This is a genomic window from Rodentibacter caecimuris (assembly GCF_010587025.1).
GTDB lineage: Bacteria > Pseudomonadota > Gammaproteobacteria > Enterobacterales > Pasteurellaceae > Rodentibacter > Rodentibacter caecimuris.
The window spans coordinates 2,429,005-2,446,822 of the sequence record NZ_CP040863.1 but is presented as its reverse complement, the minus strand read 5'-3'; the positions used below and the strand labels follow the sequence as shown (position 1 = coordinate 2,446,822).

16 protein-coding genes and 1 other RNA gene are annotated in these 17,818 nt (G+C 39.7%); 11 read left to right on the top strand and 6 right to left on the bottom strand.

Annotation, left to right across the window (positions count from 1 at the left end; genetic code table 11):
- The first annotated feature begins 5 nt into the window (after positions 1-5).
- The 5 genes from FEE42_RS11905 to cydC all read left to right on the top strand — a co-directional run bounded on the left by FEE42_RS11905 (position 6) and on the right by cydC (position 6,925).
- Positions 6-1,352 carry a GntP family permease gene (locus FEE42_RS11905; protein ID WP_164028728.1) on the top strand — a complete coding sequence of 449 codons (1,347 nt, stop codon included), beginning with the start codon at positions 6-8 and terminating at the stop codon, positions 1,350-1,352.
- A 90-nt stretch (positions 1,353-1,442) separates the two neighbouring features.
- Complete coding sequence (locus FEE42_RS11900; RefSeq protein ID WP_164028727.1) at positions 1,443-2,300, top strand: co-chaperone YbbN; 858 nt, start codon at positions 1,443-1,445, stop codon at positions 2,298-2,300.
- 72 nt (positions 2,301-2,372) lie between these two features.
- Positions 2,373-3,326: a thioredoxin-disulfide reductase gene (gene trxB, locus FEE42_RS11895; RefSeq protein ID WP_059367043.1), complete on the top strand. Its 954-nt coding sequence runs from the start codon at positions 2,373-2,375 to the stop codon at positions 3,324-3,326.
- Positions 3,327-3,437: 111 nt separating this feature from the next.
- Positions 3,438-5,198 (top strand): heme ABC transporter permease/ATP-binding protein CydD, encoded by a 1,761-nt coding sequence (gene cydD / locus FEE42_RS11890; protein WP_164028725.1) that lies wholly within the window; start codon positions 3,438-3,440, stop codon positions 5,196-5,198.
- A complete protein-coding gene (cydC, locus tag FEE42_RS11885) occupies positions 5,198-6,925 on the top strand; it encodes a heme ABC transporter ATP-binding protein/permease CydC (RefSeq protein WP_164028723.1) in 1,728 nt (575 codons plus the stop codon). The genes cydD and cydC overlap by 1 nt, the downstream gene beginning before the upstream one ends.
- A 23-nt stretch (positions 6,926-6,948) precedes the next feature.
- On the opposite strand, the gene ffs is transcribed toward cydC, so the two are convergent.
- Positions 6,949-7,047: signal recognition particle sRNA small type (ffs, locus tag FEE42_RS11880), an RNA gene on the bottom strand.
- 128 nt (positions 7,048-7,175) lie between these two features.
- On the opposite strand from ffs, the gene nrdG reads away from it, so the two are divergent.
- A complete protein-coding gene (nrdG, locus tag FEE42_RS11875; RefSeq protein WP_135969141.1) occupies positions 7,176-7,646 on the top strand; it encodes an anaerobic ribonucleoside-triphosphate reductase-activating protein in 471 nt (156 codons plus the stop codon).
- On the opposite strand, the gene FEE42_RS11870 is transcribed toward nrdG, so the two are convergent.
- From FEE42_RS11870 to FEE42_RS11850, 5 genes are all read right to left on the bottom strand, one after another.
- Positions 7,641-8,831 (bottom strand): glycosyltransferase, encoded by a 1,191-nt coding sequence (locus tag FEE42_RS11870; RefSeq protein ID WP_164028722.1) that lies wholly within the window; start codon positions 8,829-8,831, stop codon positions 7,641-7,643. The two genes, nrdG and FEE42_RS11870, sit on opposite strands and share 6 nt — an antisense overlap.
- Before the next feature lie 62 nt (positions 8,832-8,893).
- Positions 8,894-9,244, bottom strand: a complete 351-nt coding sequence (locus FEE42_RS11865) for a hemocin immunity protein (RefSeq protein WP_164028720.1) — start codon at positions 9,242-9,244, stop codon at positions 8,894-8,896.
- Between the two features lie 4 nt (positions 9,245-9,248).
- Complete coding sequence (locus FEE42_RS11860; RefSeq protein ID WP_164028848.1) at positions 9,249-10,040, bottom strand: TatD family hydrolase; 792 nt, start codon at positions 10,038-10,040, stop codon at positions 9,249-9,251.
- Between the two features lie 29 nt (positions 10,041-10,069).
- The gene (locus tag FEE42_RS11855) at positions 10,070-10,624 is read right to left on the bottom strand and encodes a hypothetical protein (protein ID WP_059367056.1); all 555 of its coding nucleotides are present in this window, start codon (positions 10,622-10,624) and stop codon (positions 10,070-10,072) included.
- Between the two features lie 62 nt (positions 10,625-10,686).
- Entirely contained in the window at positions 10,687-11,196 is a 510-nt protein-coding gene (locus tag FEE42_RS11850) for a peptidylprolyl isomerase (protein WP_164028718.1), read from the bottom strand.
- Between the two features lie 101 nt (positions 11,197-11,297).
- Between FEE42_RS11850 and cysS the strand changes: the two genes are divergently transcribed.
- The 5 genes from cysS to FEE42_RS11825 all read left to right on the top strand — a co-directional run bounded on the left by cysS (position 11,298) and on the right by FEE42_RS11825 (position 17,642).
- Complete coding sequence (gene cysS / locus FEE42_RS11845; RefSeq protein WP_164028716.1) at positions 11,298-12,677, top strand: cysteine--tRNA ligase; 1,380 nt, start codon at positions 11,298-11,300, stop codon at positions 12,675-12,677.
- A 370-nt stretch (positions 12,678-13,047) separates the two neighbouring features.
- Entirely contained in the window at positions 13,048-14,643 is a 1,596-nt protein-coding gene (locus tag FEE42_RS11840) for a lactate permease LctP family transporter (RefSeq protein WP_059367063.1), read from the top strand.
- Positions 14,644-14,771: 128 nt separating this feature from the next.
- Positions 14,772-15,506, top strand: a complete 735-nt coding sequence (locus FEE42_RS11835) for a (Fe-S)-binding protein (RefSeq protein ID WP_059367065.1) — start codon at positions 14,772-14,774, stop codon at positions 15,504-15,506.
- A 1-nt stretch (position 15,507) separates the two neighbouring features.
- Entirely contained in the window at positions 15,508-16,917 is a 1,410-nt protein-coding gene (locus FEE42_RS11830; RefSeq protein WP_164028714.1) for a LutB/LldF family L-lactate oxidation iron-sulfur protein, read from the top strand.
- A 23-nt stretch (positions 16,918-16,940) separates the two neighbouring features.
- Entirely contained in the window at positions 16,941-17,642 is a 702-nt protein-coding gene (locus tag FEE42_RS11825) for a LutC/YkgG family protein (RefSeq protein ID WP_164028713.1), read from the top strand.
- Positions 17,643-17,818: the final 176 nt, after the last annotated feature.

Below are 17,818 nucleotides of genomic sequence, written 5' to 3'. Positions count from 1 at the left end.
AAATTATGCTAATTTTCATCCTTGTCGCCTCAATAGCAGTTTTATTGCTATTAATTATTAAATTTAATGTCCATGCATTCGTTGCCTTAACAATTGTTAGTTTACTTACCGCAATCGCAACAGGCATTCCCGTAGATAAAATATTGCCAACTCTTCTCACCGGTTTTGGAAATACCCTTGCTTCAGTGGCGCTATTAGTCGGGCTTGGAGCAATGATCGGACGACTACTTGAAATAACTGGTGGCGCAAAAGTATTAGCCGATACACTCATCAATAAATTTGGAGAAAAAAGAGCGCCTTTTGCTTTAGGTATAGCTTCTCTCTTATTTGGTTTCCCGATCTTCTTTGATGCCGGTTTAGTTGTGATGCTTCCTATAATATTTAGTGTTGCAAAACAATTTGGCGGTTCTCTATTTAAATATGCTTTTCCTGCTGCCGGTGCCTTTGCTGTCACTCATGCTTTCCTTCCCCCACATCCCGGCCCGGTCGCCTCCGGTGAACTGCTCGGCGCAAACATCGGTTTACTAACAATCATTGCAGTAGTTGTTGCTATTCCTACATGGTACTTTGCCGCTTATCTATATGGCACATATTTAGGTAAAAAATTTCATCTAGATCTACCAAAATCATTTTTAAATGTCACACCAATAAATGAAACGGCTTTAACCCCTCCGAGTTTTAAAAAAGTACTTTTCATTCTATTACTCCCATTATGCTTAATCATGTTAGATACCGTCTTATATACGCTTACCGTAGCAAAAATGGTTGATGGTTCTTCATTATTAGTACAAAGTTTACGCTTATTAGGAAAAACCCCAATCGCATTATTAATTACATTACTTGTCTCAATCGCTTTACTCAAAGAACAACGAAGTTACGAACAAATTGAAAAAATCTGTGATAATGCACTTGGACCGATTTGTGCAATCATTTTAGTCACCGGAGCCGGTGGGATGTTCGGTGGTGTTTTACGAGCCAGTGGTATCGGCGATCAATTAGCCTCTATGTTATCTGATACAGGAATGCCTATTATTGTTGCGGCATTTGTCATATCAACAGCATTACGTGTAGCACAGGGCTCCGCTACCGTTGCCATCACAACAACATCTGCTTTAATTGCCCCAACTGTCTCAGCAACAACGGGACTCAGCCAATTTGATCTTTGTTTCATTGTTATTTCAATTGCCTCCGGAGCGACAGTCTTAGCACATGTAAATGACAGCGGATTTTGGTTGGTTAGCCGCTTTTTAGAAATTGATACGAAGACCATGTTTAAAACTTGGACGGTTCAAGAAACGTTAATTGGCTTGGTTGGCTTCATTATCTCACTAATCGGCAGTATCATTCTCTAGCCCAAAAGCACAGTCAATTTTCAAAACATTTCTAAAATTGACCGCACTTTGCTAAAATCAGCCATTATTTTTTCCGAACAAGGATGAACAATGGCTGATTTTCCTTTTGTTATTGAGATTAACGAACAAAATCTCACTGAAATTCTTCAACAGTCGCTTGAAAAACCGCTTGTAGTGAACTTTTATGCACCGAGCCATAAAGAATCGGCAGATTTTTTAGCATTATTGGAACAGTTGGTGGAGCAATATCAAGGACAATTTATACTCGGTAAAGTAAATTGTGAGGTAGAACAGCTGATCGCCGCACAATTCCGTATTCAAGCCTTACCCACCACTTATTTGTTCAAAGAAGCACAAGCCTTGGATGCCTTTCCCGGTGCGTTGGATCAAGCATCACTGTTACAACGCTTAAGTGTTATTTTACCAAAAGAAGAAGAGATTAAATTTCACCAAGCCTTGGATTTCTTGCAAGTTGAAAATTATGATGCCGCATTGCCGCTATTAAAAGAGGCTTGGGAACTTTCCGATAAGAAAAACAGTGATATTGCTCTACTCTATGCGGAAACCTACATTGCAATGAAAAAAACCGAACCGGCGCAAGAAATCTTAAACCAAATTCCATTGCAAGATCGTGACAGCCGCTGGCAAGGCTTACAAGCACAGATTGAATTACTGATTCAAGCCGCCGATACACCGGAAATTCAGCAATTAACATCAGATTATGCCCAAAACCCGACAACGGAAATTGCTATTAAACTTGCCATACAACTTCATCAGGCAAACCGCAATGAAGAAGCACTTTCTCTCCTCTTTGATATATTAAAGAAAGAATTAGATGCACAAAATGGCGAAGTAAAACAGCAATTTCTCTCTATTTTGAGTGCAATGGGCAATGCCGATCCATTAACGAACAAGTTTCGGCGCTTGCTTTATTCCCTACTCTACTAAAAAAGAAACGGATAATCCGTTGGGCAAATTGAATTAATTTATCTATCAACTCATAAAAATTAGGGATACTTTATGTCAAAGATTAAACATGCAAAACTTTTAATTTTAGGTTCCGGCCCTGCCGGCTACACGGCGGCAATTTATGCCGCACGGGCAAATTTAAAGCCGGTACTCGTAACAGGTTTACAACAAGGCGGGCAGCTCACAACAACTGATGAAATTGAAAACTGGCCGGGTGATTTTGAAATGACGACCGGCTCAGGCTTAATGCAACGTATGTTACAACACGCAGAAAAATTTGATACGGAAATTGTCTTTGATCACATTAATCGTGTGGATTTATCTTCTCGCCCGTTCAAACTTTATGGTGATGTACAACAATTCACTTGCGATGCCTTAATTATTGCAACCGGCGCATCCGCACGCTATTTGGGATTGCCTTCGGAAGAAAATTATAAAGGTCGTGGTGTCTCTGCCTGTGCAACCTGTGACGGTTTCTTTTACCGTAACAAACCCGTTGCAGTCATTGGGGGCGGCAATACCGCGGTGGAAGAAGCACTTTATTTAGCCAATATTTCAAGCTGTGTTCATTTAATCCACCGTCGTGATAGTTTCCGCGCAGAAAAAATCCTCATCGACCGTCTCTACAAAAAAGTGGAGGAAGGAAAAATCGTGCTTCACACTGACCGCACTTTAGACGAAGTATTAGGTGATAATATGGGGGTGACAGGTTTACGCCTGCAAAATACCAAAACCGGCGAGAAAGAAGAATTGAACCTTGACGGCTTATTTGTGGCAATCGGTCATTCACCAAATACCGAGATTTTCCAAGGACAGCTCGAACTCAATAACGGCTACATCGTAGTAAAATCCGGTCTCGAAGGCAACGCGACCGCCACTTCCGTGGAAGGGGTCTTTGCGGCAGGTGATGTCATGGATCACAATTATCGTCAAGCCATTACTTCTGCCGGTACAGGCTGTATGGCTGCACTGGATGCCGAACGCTATCTGGATGCACAGAAATAAATTGCAGAATGTGTAAGGTAAAACTTAACACATCCCGTTACTCATCATTGTGCGTGAATTTTCCAAATTCACGCCCATCCATTCTATCCGAATTAGGATGAACGAGAACCTATGGACAAACTTCGTCAAAAATACCTGCAAAAATGGCTACATGCGCAACAGCAACCAATAAAAAAATTAATGCGCGCCAATATTGCCCTTGCCACATTCTCTTCCATCATTTTGGTGATACAGACTTATCTCCTTGCAACCTTGCTTGATAAACTAATCATGCAGAATACATCGAGTGATGAACTCATTCCTTATTTTATCGGCTTAATTTTCAGTTTTGCCTTACGCGCCTTAATTTTGTGGGGGCGCGAAAAAATCGGTTTTGAAGCCGGCCGCCAATTACGCAATCATATTCGCCGGCAAATTCTGGATAAAATTCACCTTGTCGGGCCGGCGACAATCAATCAAAAACCGGCCGGAAGCTGGGCAAGTATTATGTTGGAACAGGTAGAAAATTTACATAATTTTTATGCCCGTTTCCTACCGCAACAAAGCCTTTCCGTGATTGTCCCGATAGTGATTTTGATTGCGGTCTTTCCGCTAAATTGGGCGGCAGCATTAATCCTAATGGTTACCGCGCCTTTAATACCGCTCTTTATGATTCTTGTAGGCATTGCTGCGGCAGACAGTAGCCAGAAAAATATGGAGACACTCGCCCGTTTAAGTGCACAATTTTTGGATCGCTTACGCGGACTTGAAACTTTACGGCTTTTTAACCGCTCTTCCGAACAAATCCAACACATAGAAAAAACAACGGAGCATTTCCGTGAAACCACAATGGACGTGCTAAAACTCGCCTTTTTATCCTCTGCCGTTTTGGAATTTTTTACCTCTATTTCTATTGCGTTAATGGCAGTCTATTTTGGTTTCAGTTATTTAGGGCAAGTCGAATTTGGTACTTATAGCACACCGCTTACCCTTTTTATCGGTTTCTTTTGTTTAATTCTCGCCCCGGAATTTTATCAACCGCTACGCGATCTCGGCACTTATTATCATGATCGTGCCGCCGGTATCGGGGCGGCGGATGCCATTGTCGATTTTTTAGAAACCGATTACCTCACCACTCAACAAAATAAGCGTACGATTACCTTTGAAAGTGCGGTTGAAATTCGGGCAGAAAATTTAATCGTGCTTTCCTCCCAAGGAGTGCCGCTCACCCAACCGCTTAGTTTTCATATTCCGAGCAATCACAATGTGGCGTTAGTCGGGCAAAGCGGAGCCGGAAAAACCTCTCTAATGAATGCTATTTTAGGTTTTTTGCCTTATCAAGGTTCATTGAAAATCAACGGGCAAGAACTGCGTGAAAGCGATCTCGCAAACTGGCGCAAACATATCGCTTGGGTAGGGCAAAATCCCTTGTTATTGCAAGGCACAATCAAAGAAAATCTGCTGCTTGGCGATATTCAGGCAAGTGATGAAGAAATTGATCGGGCCTTATCTCTCGCACAGGCTAAAGAGTTTACCGATAAACTTGGCTTAGACCACGAGATAAAAGACGGCGGTTTGGGCGTTTCGGTAGGACAGGCGCAACGCCTTGCCATTGCTCGCGCACTTTTAAGAAAAGGGAAATTGATCTTACTTGATGAACCGACAGCAAGCCTCGATGCCCAATCTGAAAATTTAGTGCTACAAACTTTAAGTGAAATAAGCTGTTATCAAACCACGTTGATGATTACCCATCGTATTGAAGAATTAAAACAATGCGATCAGATTTTAGTGATGCAACAAGGTGCAATTGTTCAGAAAGGTGATTTTTCACAACTCAGAAATAACGGTTTTTTTGCCGAATTACTCGCTCAACGACAACAGGATATTCAATAATGCGAGCATTACTGCCTTTTATACGTTTATTTAAGTTTGCCAAATTACCATTAATTTTAGGGTTGCTGTTAATGATTAGCGGATTGGCTTCCAGTATGGGATTGCTTACCCTATCGGGATGGTTCTTGGCAGCCACCGCTATTGCCGGACTTGGTACACTGTTTAACTTTTTTTACCCTTCTGCCAGCGTGCGAGGGTTAGCGATTGGGCGTACGGTCGCACGTTATTTTGAAAAAATCGTTACCCACGATGCTACTTTTCGTATTTTAGCGAAACTGCGCGTCCAAGTATTTGAGCGAATTATTCCCTTAAGCCCAGCCGTGCTCAATCGCTATCGTAACAGTGATTTGTTAAATCGCTTGGTTTCTGATGTTGATACTCTCGATAGTCTTTATTTACGTTTACTTGCCCCTTTTTTCACGTCAATCTTCGTCACGATTGCTATGACAATTGGGTTAAGCTTCATTAATATGCCGCTTTCATTGGGTTTAGGGGCATTTTTATTGTGCTTATTAGTGTTGATTCCGATCATTTTCTATCGTTTAGGAAAACAGTTTGGCGAACCTTTAATCCGTACACGAGCCAATTACCGCACACAATTTTTGGAATTTATTCAGGCACAAGCCGAACTTTTATTATTTAATGCGGAAAAACAAGTCAAAGAAAAAATGGCGGCAACCGAGAGAAATTGGCAAGCGGAGCAAGCAAAAGAAGCAAAATTAAGCGGATTTTCCACCGCACTTGTCCTCTTCCTAAATGGTTTGCTCATTTGTGCCATGTTGTGGTTTAGCAGCCAAGCGGATTTTGGTACAGACGAATATCGTGCCGCCTTTATTGCCCTTTTCACCTTTGCGGCGTTAGCTGCTTTTGAAATTATTATGCCATTGGGTACGGCATTTTTGCATATCGGTCAAGTCATTGCCGCGGCAGAACGGGTGACCGATATTATTGAACAACAACCCTTAGTTGAGTTTCAGGGCAACGCCGAATTTAAACCGCAAGAGCGGTTAATTTCTGCGAAGAATTTGAGTTTTACCTATCCTGAAAGAGAAAATCTTGCACTGGATAACCTCACGCTTGATTTGGAACAAGGGCAAAAAATTGCGATTCTTGGTAAAACGGGTAGCGGTAAATCAACATTATTGCAATTATTGGTACGTAACTATGATGCCGATCAGGGGGAACTTTTACTCGCCGGTAAAGCGGTTTCACTCTATTCCGAACAAACGTTGCGCGAACAATTTTGCTTTTTAACTCAGCGGGTACACGTGTTTAGCGATAGCCTACGTCAAAATTTACAGTTTGCCGCCCACCAAAAAATCGCCGAAGAGAGAATGATCGAGGTACTCAATCAAGTGGGATTGGGCAAATTATTAGAGCAAGCACAAGGATTAAATATATGGCTTGGTGACGGCGGCCGCCCTCTCTCCGGCGGCGAGCAGCGTCGTCTGGGAATTGCACGCATATTATTAAATAATGCACCGATTTTATTATTAGATGAACCCACAGAGGGGCTTGATCGTGATACAGAACGCCAAATTTTACGTTTAATTTTACAACATGCGGAAAACAAAACCCTGATCATGGTGACCCACCGTTTAACCGCAATTGAACAATTCGACACAATTTGTGTAATAGATGAAGGGAAACTTATTGAAAAAGGCAATTACGACAGTCTAATCAAAAAAGAAAACGGATTTTTTAAACGATTATTGGAACGGATATAAGAAAAAGAAGAAGTTGGGCGGAAACCTTCCCAGCTTCTTCTCGGCACACAGAAATTCCGACTTTGGCTGCTTTCTTCCGAACCTGACCGGGTAAACCGGACACCGTTGCGAGAGACCGAGAAGGTTTCCATTGATATCGCAATGCGATTGCGCGCTATTATGCAAGAATTAAATGGCCATTGCAAAGATTAATTGCACACAATGGTGAATTTGACGAGAATTTAAACCGCACTTTTCAGGAATTGGCAAAATGAACTATTTACAATATTACCCCGTTGATGTGGTAAATGGCGAAGGCACACGCTGTACACTCTTTGTGAGTGGCTGTACTCATGGTTGCAAGGGCTGCTACAACCAAAAAAGCTGGTCGTTCAGTGCCGGCGTAGTATTTGACGAAGCCATGGCACAACAAATTATCAATGATTTAAAAGATACCCGTATTAAACGCCAAGGTTTAACACTGTCCGGTGGCGACCCATTACATCCTCGCAACATAGAAACGCTCTTGCCTTTCGTACAACGGGTAAAACGTGAATGCCCCGACAAAGACATTTGGGTATGGACAGGTTACAAATTAGACGAATTGGACGAAAATCAGCGTGCCATGCTACCCTATGTTGATGTCCTCATTGATGGAAAATTTGAACAAGAAAAAGCAGATCCTAGCCTACTCTGGCGGGGATCGGCGAATCAGATTATTTATCGCTTTAAGGATTTATAATTTCACCTCAAAAGGAAGCCATTTTTTCATCAATTGTAATACTTCTTCTGTGAAATAATGATAGACTTCAGCTTTCAATTCCGGTGAATACCGTGAATATTGATAACGATAAGCTATACTAAAGTTAATCGCTCTAATTCTTTCTAAATTTACAAACATTCTTTTTGTTTCTTCATTGACATTTTTAATGTCATTTTGGCGTTGTTCATAAAGTTTTATTAAATATTTATCAAGTTCAAATAGATGAACAAGTTTTGATATATCGTTTTTTGTTGTGGTGAGACTATTTGGTCTTAAACGATAGTGATAAAATACACGCCCTACCTCAATCACTGTAACATCTGAGAGAGAAAGAATTTCTGCAATAAACAGCAAATCTTCCCCAATATTTAAGGCTTCATTAAGCCAAAGATTATTTTGGCGCAAAAAGTTTGTTCTAAAAAAACCAAAACAGCAACTTGGAAGCCAATCCCATTTGAGCATATCATTCAAATGTTGATAACTACTCATAACCTCATATTGATTTGATTTTATTCGAGAGGACTCAAACCTGCGTGAACAAGGTCCTCTTGAATCGCATTCATAACTATTTTCTGTTGTGCCTTTTAGCACATCAGCTTGATGTCTGTCAGCAATCTCAACCATGCTGCCTAAATTAGTTTCAACAATCCAATCATCGGGATCGACAAAATAGACATAACGTCCTTTCGCTTGCCTTAACCCAGCATTACGGGCAGAAGCAACCCCTTGATTATGTTGATTGATGAGGGTAATGAAGGGATAACGAGAGAAATACTGCTCGGCAACGGCTAAGCTACCATCCGTTGAACCATCATTGACAATGATGATTTCTTTACTCACGGACTGTGAAACAAGACTATCCAAACACTGAGCAAGATATTTTTCGACATTGTAAACAGGAACAACAAAACTTAGACTAATCTCACTGACTGACTGACTGACTGACTGACTGACTGACTGACTGACTGACTGACTGACTGACTGACTGACTGACTGACTGACTGACTGACTGACTGACTGACTGACTGACTGACTGACTGACTGACTGACTGACTGACTGACTGACTGACTGACTGACTGACTGACTGACTGACTGACTGACTGACTGACTGACTGACTGACTGACTGACTGACTGACTGACTGACTGACTGACTGACTGACAAAATGATATTTCTCCATAGTGTACACTGCAATGAAACTATTTTATTACATATAATACATTTTCCTATGTCGATTTTAACCAATGGTTTATATAGAACTCAATATCATCATCACTATAACCAAGTAATTTCCCGATTTTTCTTTCTAAATCAGGATCAAACTTATCGTAACTTTTCAACAAAACCGAGCTTAATTCCTCTGCTTTTTTTATATGTTCCGGTCGATATATTAAGTAATAGGAAAAATCACCCAGTGAGGTTTTTAAATTAATTGTTTTTAGCTGAAATGTCTTATCCTCTAAATAAGGGAAAAAATGCTCAGGTACTTCACTATCCGTGTAAAACAATGCAATCTCTTTTTGATGATTGAGCATTAATTCTAATTCTCTCCCTTCATGCGGTCCTAAAACGCCCATCTTATTATCTCCCAAATAATTTATTACTATTACACCAAATAGCCTCTTTTATTTGAGCGGATTCCTCATTCCTTAGCTCACATAAGGAATGAAATACCTGAATAATCCGCTCTGGGCGATTTGGCTGTCCCTGAAAACCAAACACCGGCATATCGGGAGAATCCGTTTCCAACACCAAGGCATCCAAAGGCAATTTTGCAATGGCTTGGCGGGTTTTATTCGCCCGTTGATAAGTAATGGTGCCACCGACACCGATTTTATAACCAAGATCCACAAACCGTTTGGCTTGATCATAACTACCTGCAAAACCATGTATCACGCCATATTTAGGCAATGAAATACGTTTTAAAAAAGTAAACACTTGATCATGAGATTTTCGACTATGAATATTTACGGGTAAGTCAAATTGTTTCGCTAAATAAAGCTGACTTTCAAAAAAATGACATTGTTTTTGCCAAAGTTTGTCCGTCAATAAATCGGGAATCGCTCGTTCTAAACCAATTTCCGCCAGCGCCGTACCATTTTTATCACGCTGCCCTAACGCTTGTTCCAACACGGATAAATCCTTTTCCGAATGTTCTTTAATATAAAGCGGGTGCAAACCTAGCCCGTAATATAAACTTTCCGGATAAAGTGCGGTCATTTTTTGAATTGTTTTGAAATCCCGTTCAAGCACTGCAACAATCAGAATTTTCTCTACATCGGCTTGCTTAGCATTTTCCACTAGTTGTGAAAGGGAGTCACCGGTAAACCGCTGTAAATAATCAAGGTGGGTATGAGTATCGAAAAAAGGCATAATATTTAATTTAGTCAAACCTTATTATTCTATTCTTGATCTTCCTGCTCAATCAACTGCCAATCAATTTCATCGCTGATATATCCTTCTTCATGTAACCCATTTATGAAACGGGAATGACAATAATCACTATCCAATTCTGATAATGCCCAATTAGGTTCTCCTGCACGAGGGTTCCCCTCATCTAATAAAGAAATAAATTGCTCAGTAACCGTTTGTGTATAGAGTTGCAAATACCTTCCTAACTCTTCAGGAGAAAGGTATTGTTTTACCTTTTTATGTAATGCCATAAATTCATCGCTTTCCTCCGCATATTCTTGGGTATAGTAAATATGCTTGCTCACCTCACGATTAATTTTTTCCAATTCTCTTAAAACAGCAAATCGAGCAAATTGAGGGAGATTTTCTTTAATCTCACTGATTGCCCAAGAAAACGGTTTTTTTGAACCTGCTTTTCTCATTTTATTTATCAAAGCAAGTAGATTATTTCGTTCTTGTTCCGTGAGAGAATGAATTGTATTAAGGTAATATTCTCTTTGATAATCCTCATACTCTGCTTCAACAATTTTAATCAGTTCTTCCATTAATATTGTCCCCATTGGTTATTTTAAGTAAAAAACCTGAGACAATGCTCAGGTTTCCTTCATTATTCTACAGTAACAGAATTAATCACCACATCGTCTTTCGGCACGTCTTGGTGGAAGCCTTTATTACCGGTTTTCACGCCCTTAATTTTATCCACAACGTCCATACCTTCAACCACTTCACCGAACACGGCGTAGCCCCATTCTTGTACCACAGTTTTGCCAAACATTTCTTTAGAACGATGATCTAAAAAAGTGTTATCCGCCACATTAATAAAAAATTGTGCCGTTGCCGAATGCGGATCAGAGGTACGCGCCATCGCAATAGTGCCGCGTTTATTGCTTAATCCGTTTGCCGCTTCATTTTGAATTGGGGCATTTGTATTTTTCTCTTTCATTCCGCTTTCCATACCGCCACCTTGAATCATAAATCCATCAATTACGCGGTGGAAAATTGTGTTATTATAAAAACCCTCTTTACAGTAATTTAAGAAATTTTCTGCCGTAACAGGGGCTTTATCAAAATCTAATTTAATTTTAATATCGCCAAAGTTTGTGTGTAACGTAACCATTTTGTTTTCCTTATGAAAAATTGAGGGCTACATTATTCCACAATCAAGCTAAAAGTGCTATAAAGTGCGGTCAGTTTTTACCATATTCTACGAGCTTAACCATGCTAAAAATCTTCAATACCCTAACCCGAGAAAAAGAAATTTTTAAACCTATTCACAAAAATAACGTGGGTATGTATGTGTGCGGTGTCACAGTTTATGACCTATGCCATATCGGTCACGGACGAACTTTTGTTTCCTTTGATGTGATCGCCCGTTATTTACGTTATTTAGGCTACAATTTAACCTATGTACGCAATATTACCGATGTAGATGACAAAATCATTAAACGAGCACTAGAAAACCAAGAAACCTGCGAACAATTAGTTGATCGCATGGTTACTGAGATGTACAAGGATTTCAATACATTGAATATTTTACATCCGGATTTTGAACCGCGCGCCACCCATCATATTCCTGAAATTATTGAAATCGTTGAAAAATTAATTCAGCGAGGACACGCCTATGTCGCACAAAACGGGGATGTCATGTTTGATGTAGAAAGTTTCAAAGAATACGGTCAATTATCCCGTCAAGATTTAGAGCAATTACAAGCCGGCGCACGGGTTGATGTATCTGACGTGAAGAAAAATCCGATGGATTTCGTGCTATGGAAAATGTCAAAAGAGAATGAACCGAGTTGGGCTTCACCTTGGGGAGCCGGTCGACCTGGCTGGCATATTGAATGCTCAGCGATGAACAGTAAACAACTCGGCAATCATTTTGATATCCACGGCGGCGGTTCCGATTTAATGTTTCCCCACCATGAAAACGAAATTGCCCAATCCTGCTGTGCTCACGACGGAGAATATGTCAATTACTGGATTCACTCCGGCATGATTATGGTAGATAAGGAAAAAATGTCGAAATCTCTCGGCAATTTCTTCACTATTCGTGATGTACTGAGTCATTATGATGCTGAAAGCGTACGTTATTTTCTGTTATCCGCCCACTATCGTAGCCAACTAAATTATAGTGAAGAAAATTTAAATCTTGCCCATAGTGCCCTAGAGCGGTTATATACTGCATTGCGGGGAACAGATCAAAGTGCGGCTGCTTTTGGCGGAGAAAATTTTGTGGCAGCGTTCCGTGATGCGATGGATGATGATTTCAGCACGCCTAATGCAATTTCCGTTTTATTTGAAATGGCAAGAGAAATCAATAAATTAAAATCAGAAAATCAAGCGTTGGCGGACGGTTTGGCTGCCCGCTTACGTGAATTGGCAAATATTCTCGGATTACTTGAACAAGATCCCGAACAATTCTTACAGGCGGGTTCCAATAATGAAGAAATCGCTAAGATAGAAAATTTGATCAAGCAACGTAATGATGCCAGAGCAGCCAAGAATTGGTCTGCTGCCGATTCGGCCCGCAATGAACTCAATGCAATGGGTATTATTTTGGAAGACGGGCCAAACGGTACAATTTGGCGTAAACAATAATATTAAAAAACTACGGCATTATGTAGCAAATGTACAATTTAAAGAAAATTTAGAGATGCCACGCTGGCGTCCGCATACAACCTTTTAAAATCATTGAATTTTTTCGGACGCCGGCATGGTGTCCCTAGCGATGAGATAAAATCTAAGTTTGTGCAACTGCTACATAATACCGAAAAACTAAAAAAGTGCGGTCAAAATTGACGCACTTTTATCTACCTACTTTAGGTAATCATTCAATATATTTAAATAATTTTTATGATCAAAGTCACAATTTTTCAACATTTTACTTTATTTATCCAATAACTTATTTACAATTCATCACCAATTAACCTAACAATCTTAAAGAACCCCTAGTTATATAAGGAATCCTATGGCTCTTTTTTTTAGTATCTTTCCAATTGTTTTACTGATTTATCTAATGGTAAAACGTAATGCACTTCCTTCTTATGTTGCTCTTCCTTGGATTGCCGTGGTGGTGCTGATTATTCAGCTTATTTATTTTGGTACCGATATTTCAACAGTCAGTGCCAATATCGCTTCTGCCATTATTGCGGTGCAAACGCCTATTACGGTTATTTTCGGAGCGATTTTATTTAATCGTTTTTCGGAAGCGTCCGGCGTAACCGATACCTTGCGTAAATGGTTAGGTGAAATCAACCCCAATCCGGTCGCACAAATAATGATTATCGGCTGGGCCTTTGCTTTTATGATTGAAGGCGCTAGTGGTTTTGGTACACCTGCAGCAATTGCCGCTCCTATTCTTGTCGGCTTAGGCTTTAACCCAATAAAAGTTGCCGTTTTAGCCTTAATTATGAACTCAGTTCCCGTTTCTTTTGGGGCGGTAGGTACACCAACTTGGTTCGGATTTGGCCCATTAAATTTAGCAGAGAGTCAAATACTTGAAATAGGTTCAATAACAGCAACCATTCATGCTTTTGCTGCATTAGTCATTCCACTCATTGCGTTGCGTTTTATCGTGTCCGGAAAAGAAATCCGCCAAAATATCGTATTTATTTATATTAGTATTTTTGCGTGCGTTATCCCTTATTTCTTCCTTGCACAGATAAATTATGAATTCCCGTCTTTAGTCGGCGGTGCAATCGGTATGTTTATTTCCGTATTTGTAGCGAATAAAGGTATTGGCTTAGCGAAAGTAGAAAATACATTAGATAATACGGGAGTCAATGGCAAAGAAGTAGCTAAAGCATTATTACCAACAGGCTTACTGATTTTGTTTTTAATCGTAACCCGTATTCAACAACTACCATTCAAAGCCATGATGAACGATGCAACAACTTGGTTTGCAGTACAGCTTGGTTCTCTCGGACAATTTGAAATCAGTAAAGGTTTAATTTTCAGCTTAAAAGAAATTTTCGGCACTAATGTAAATGCCAGCTACAAATTACTTTATGTTCCGGCTTTAATTCCATTTATTATTACCGTTCTAATTTGCGTACCGTTGTTTACAATGAACGCTCAAAAAACCAAATCGATTTTTATCGGTAGTTTGAAACAATCCAGAAACCCATTTTATGCACTTGTCGGCGCATTAATCATGGTAAACTTAATGCTTGTTGGCGGTGATGCTTCAATGGTTAAAATTATTGGTAAAAGCTTTGCTCAAGCAACCGGAGAATATTGGACAATCTTCGCTTCTTACTTAGGAGCGGTAGGCGCGTTCTTCTCAGGTTCTAATACCGTCTCAAATCTCACTTTCGGTAGTGTACAATTATCGACAGCAGAAATTACCGGGTTATCAGCAAGCCTCATTCTAGCACTACAATCTGTTGGGGGAGCGATGGGCAACATGGTTTGTATTAATAACATCGTTGCGGTAAACTCTGTTTTAAATATTCAAAACCAAGAAGGTGCAATTATTAAGAAAACTGTCATACCAATGTTTGTGTATGGTGTTATTGCAGCAGTAGTGGCATTAACTATTATTCCAATGTTTTTCAATGTTTAATATAGAGAAATAACACTACAAATTTATATTTTACTAAACCTAAAAGGAAGTATTTATACTTCCTTTTGTACTATAACAGTAGTATAAATACGATTTTTTCTTATTCTTAATTTTAATAGGCATATCAAATGAATGTAAATTTTTATGTGACCTGCATTGCAGATGTCGTGAAAGCCGGTGTTGCAAAAAACACCGTTCTCTTGCTCGAAAAGTTGGGGTGCAATGTCATTTTCCTAGAAAAACAAGGTTGTTGTGGGCAACCTGCGATAAATAGCGGTTATACGAAACAAGCCTTAGCCGGAATGAAAAATTTAGTTGAAACCTTTGAAGTAAACGATCATCCTATCGTCGCTCCGGCCGGTTCATGCGTTTCTGCAATTAAATATTATCCAGAATATTTTAATCGATTTGGTGAAACCGAATGGGCAAAACGAGCAGAAAATATATCAAAACGCTTTTATGATCTTACCGATTTTATCGTCAATGTTCTCGGAAAAACCGATATTGGAGCCACATTAACAGGCAAAGCTGTTTATCATCCTTCTTGTAGTTTAAGCCGTAAACTCGGTATCATCGATGAGCCTCTCGCTTTGCTTCGCAACGTAAAAGGTTTAGAACTTCTTCCAATTCACAATCAACAAACCTGTTGCGGTTTTGGCGGAACATTTTCAGTTAAAATGGCAGAAATTTCCGGAGAAATGGTTACAGAGAAAGTAAAAAATATTACCGAGGTTGAACCGGATTATTTAATTGGTGCAGATGTAAGCTGTTTAATTAATATTGGCGGGCGTTTACAACGTGAAGGCAAAAAAGTAAAAGTTATGCATATTGCAGAAGTTCTAATGCAACAAGGAGAAGTTTAATATGTCCCATTTACAAACCAACAACCTTCCTTTTAAAGAACGTGTCGAACAGCAAATTCACAATGAAATCATGCGTAAAGCGGTAATCAAGGCTCAAGAAACCATTGGTGCAAACCGCCAAAAAATGGTTGATGAATTAGGGCATTGGGAAGAATGGCGTGATCTTTCTAAACAATTCCGTAATCATGTTTTAGCTAATTTAGATGCCTACTTATATCAATTAAGTGAAAAAGTCACCCAAAACGGGGGACACGTTTTTTTTGCCGAAACGGCTGAAGAAGCAAGCGATTATATCCGTAAAGTTGCCCTAGAGAAAAAAGCTAAAACTATTGTTAAATCAAAATCAATGGTAACGGAAGAGATCGGTTTAAATTCAGTTTTGGAAACCGAAGGAATAAAAGTCGTTGAAACGGATCTAGGTGAATATTTACTCCAAATTGTTGGCGATAAGCCCTCTCATATTGTTGTACCGGCCATCCATAAAGATCGTCATCGTATTCGAAAAGAATTACACGAAGTATTGGGCTATGAAGGTACTGAGCAACCGGAAGAAATGAATGCGTTTATCCGTAAAGTTTTACGAAAAGATTTCTTAAAGGCGGATATTGGAATTTCGGGCTGTAACTTTGCCGTACCTGAAACAGGTTCGGTTTGTTTAGTAACAAATGAAGGCAACTTACGGTTAGCCACAACTGTTCCGAAAACACATATCGCTGTAATGGGGATGGAACGTATCGCACCAACCTTTAAAGAAGTCGATGTACTAATTACAATGCTTTGTCGCAGTGCTGTAGGCGCAAAATTAACCGCCTACAATACTTGGCTTACAGGCCCACGTCTAGAAAATGAAGCTGACGGCCCGGAGGATTTCCATTTAGTAATTGTTGATAATGGACGTTCAGCGATTTTAGAAAGTGAATTCAAGGAAGTTCTACGTTGTATTCGCTGTGGCGCATGTCTAAACACCTGCCCTGCTTATCGCCAAATCGGCGGACACGGCTATGGTTCCATCTATCCAGGGCCAATCGGTGCTGTCATATCTCCTCTTCTAGGCGGTTACAAAGAATTTAAGGAATTACCTTATGCTTGTTCACTTTGTAACGCATGTAACAGTGTTTGCCCTGTTAAGATTACACTTGCCCAACTCATTCTTAAACATCGTGAAAAAATGGTAGAACAAGGCATTACACCAAAAATCGAACAACTGGAAATTAAGGGCTTCACATTTGCCAATTCCCACCCTACTCTTTGGAATATGGGAGTTAAAGTCGGGGCAAAAGCGATAAGTAAATTTATCAAAAATGGAAAACCTGCAATTAAAATGGGGGCATTAGGTGAATGGACAAAAGCCCGTGATTTACCGAGCAGTGATGGCGAAAGCTTCCGTGAATGGTTTACGAAACGGAAATAATTCAGATAAAGGAATTAATAACAATGAATTTAGAAAACAGAGAAAATTTCTTAAATAAACTTGCAAATAAAATGGGTAGAGCACGCCAATTAGTGCCAACGCCCATGGAAGAGCCATTAAATAACTATCCTTTGACTCGCTTAACACATTTATCTCAAAGCGAACTTTGTGATGAATTTATAAATTTCGCGAAAATTCTATTAGTAGATATTGTTGAAACGAAAGAAGAGAATGTCACAAAAGCGATTATAGATGTCTGCGAAAAATATGGTGGCGGTAGCATCGTACTTAACCATGATTCCCGCCTTGAAGAGCTTGGTATTATTGATGCGGTAAAAAATACATTCGACAATTACGTGTGGGATTACGATAATGGTGACGAAAACATCATAAAATCAGCCAAAGCGAATATTGGCATCGTACACGGTGAATATGGGCTTGCGGAATCAGGAGGCGTTGTTTTATTTTCCGCTAAGGAAAATGGTCGCTCAACAAGTTTATTACCTGAAAAATCAATTGTTGTCATTCGTAAAAGTGCGGTACTTCCGCGTGTTGCTCAATTAGCTCAAATTCTTCATGAAAAAGCCCTCGTTGGAGAACATATGCCATCCTGCATTAATATTATTTCCGGCCCAAGTGCTACCGCAGATATTGAGCTAATTAAAGTTGTCGGTGTCCACGGCCCCGTTTCTCAAATTTATGTTCTCATTGACGATTTGAACTAACCCTTCTAAACCAATAAAACCAGCTTAATAGCTGGTTTTATATTTATCAGTATAGACTTCCCCTCACGTTGTCACAGCTTAAACCGACCTAGAAATATAGTCTTTCAGATCATACGTATAGAATTATTCAATATTCTTATAAGCAAAGAAAGTTGTTCCCCATTTTCCCTAAAGTA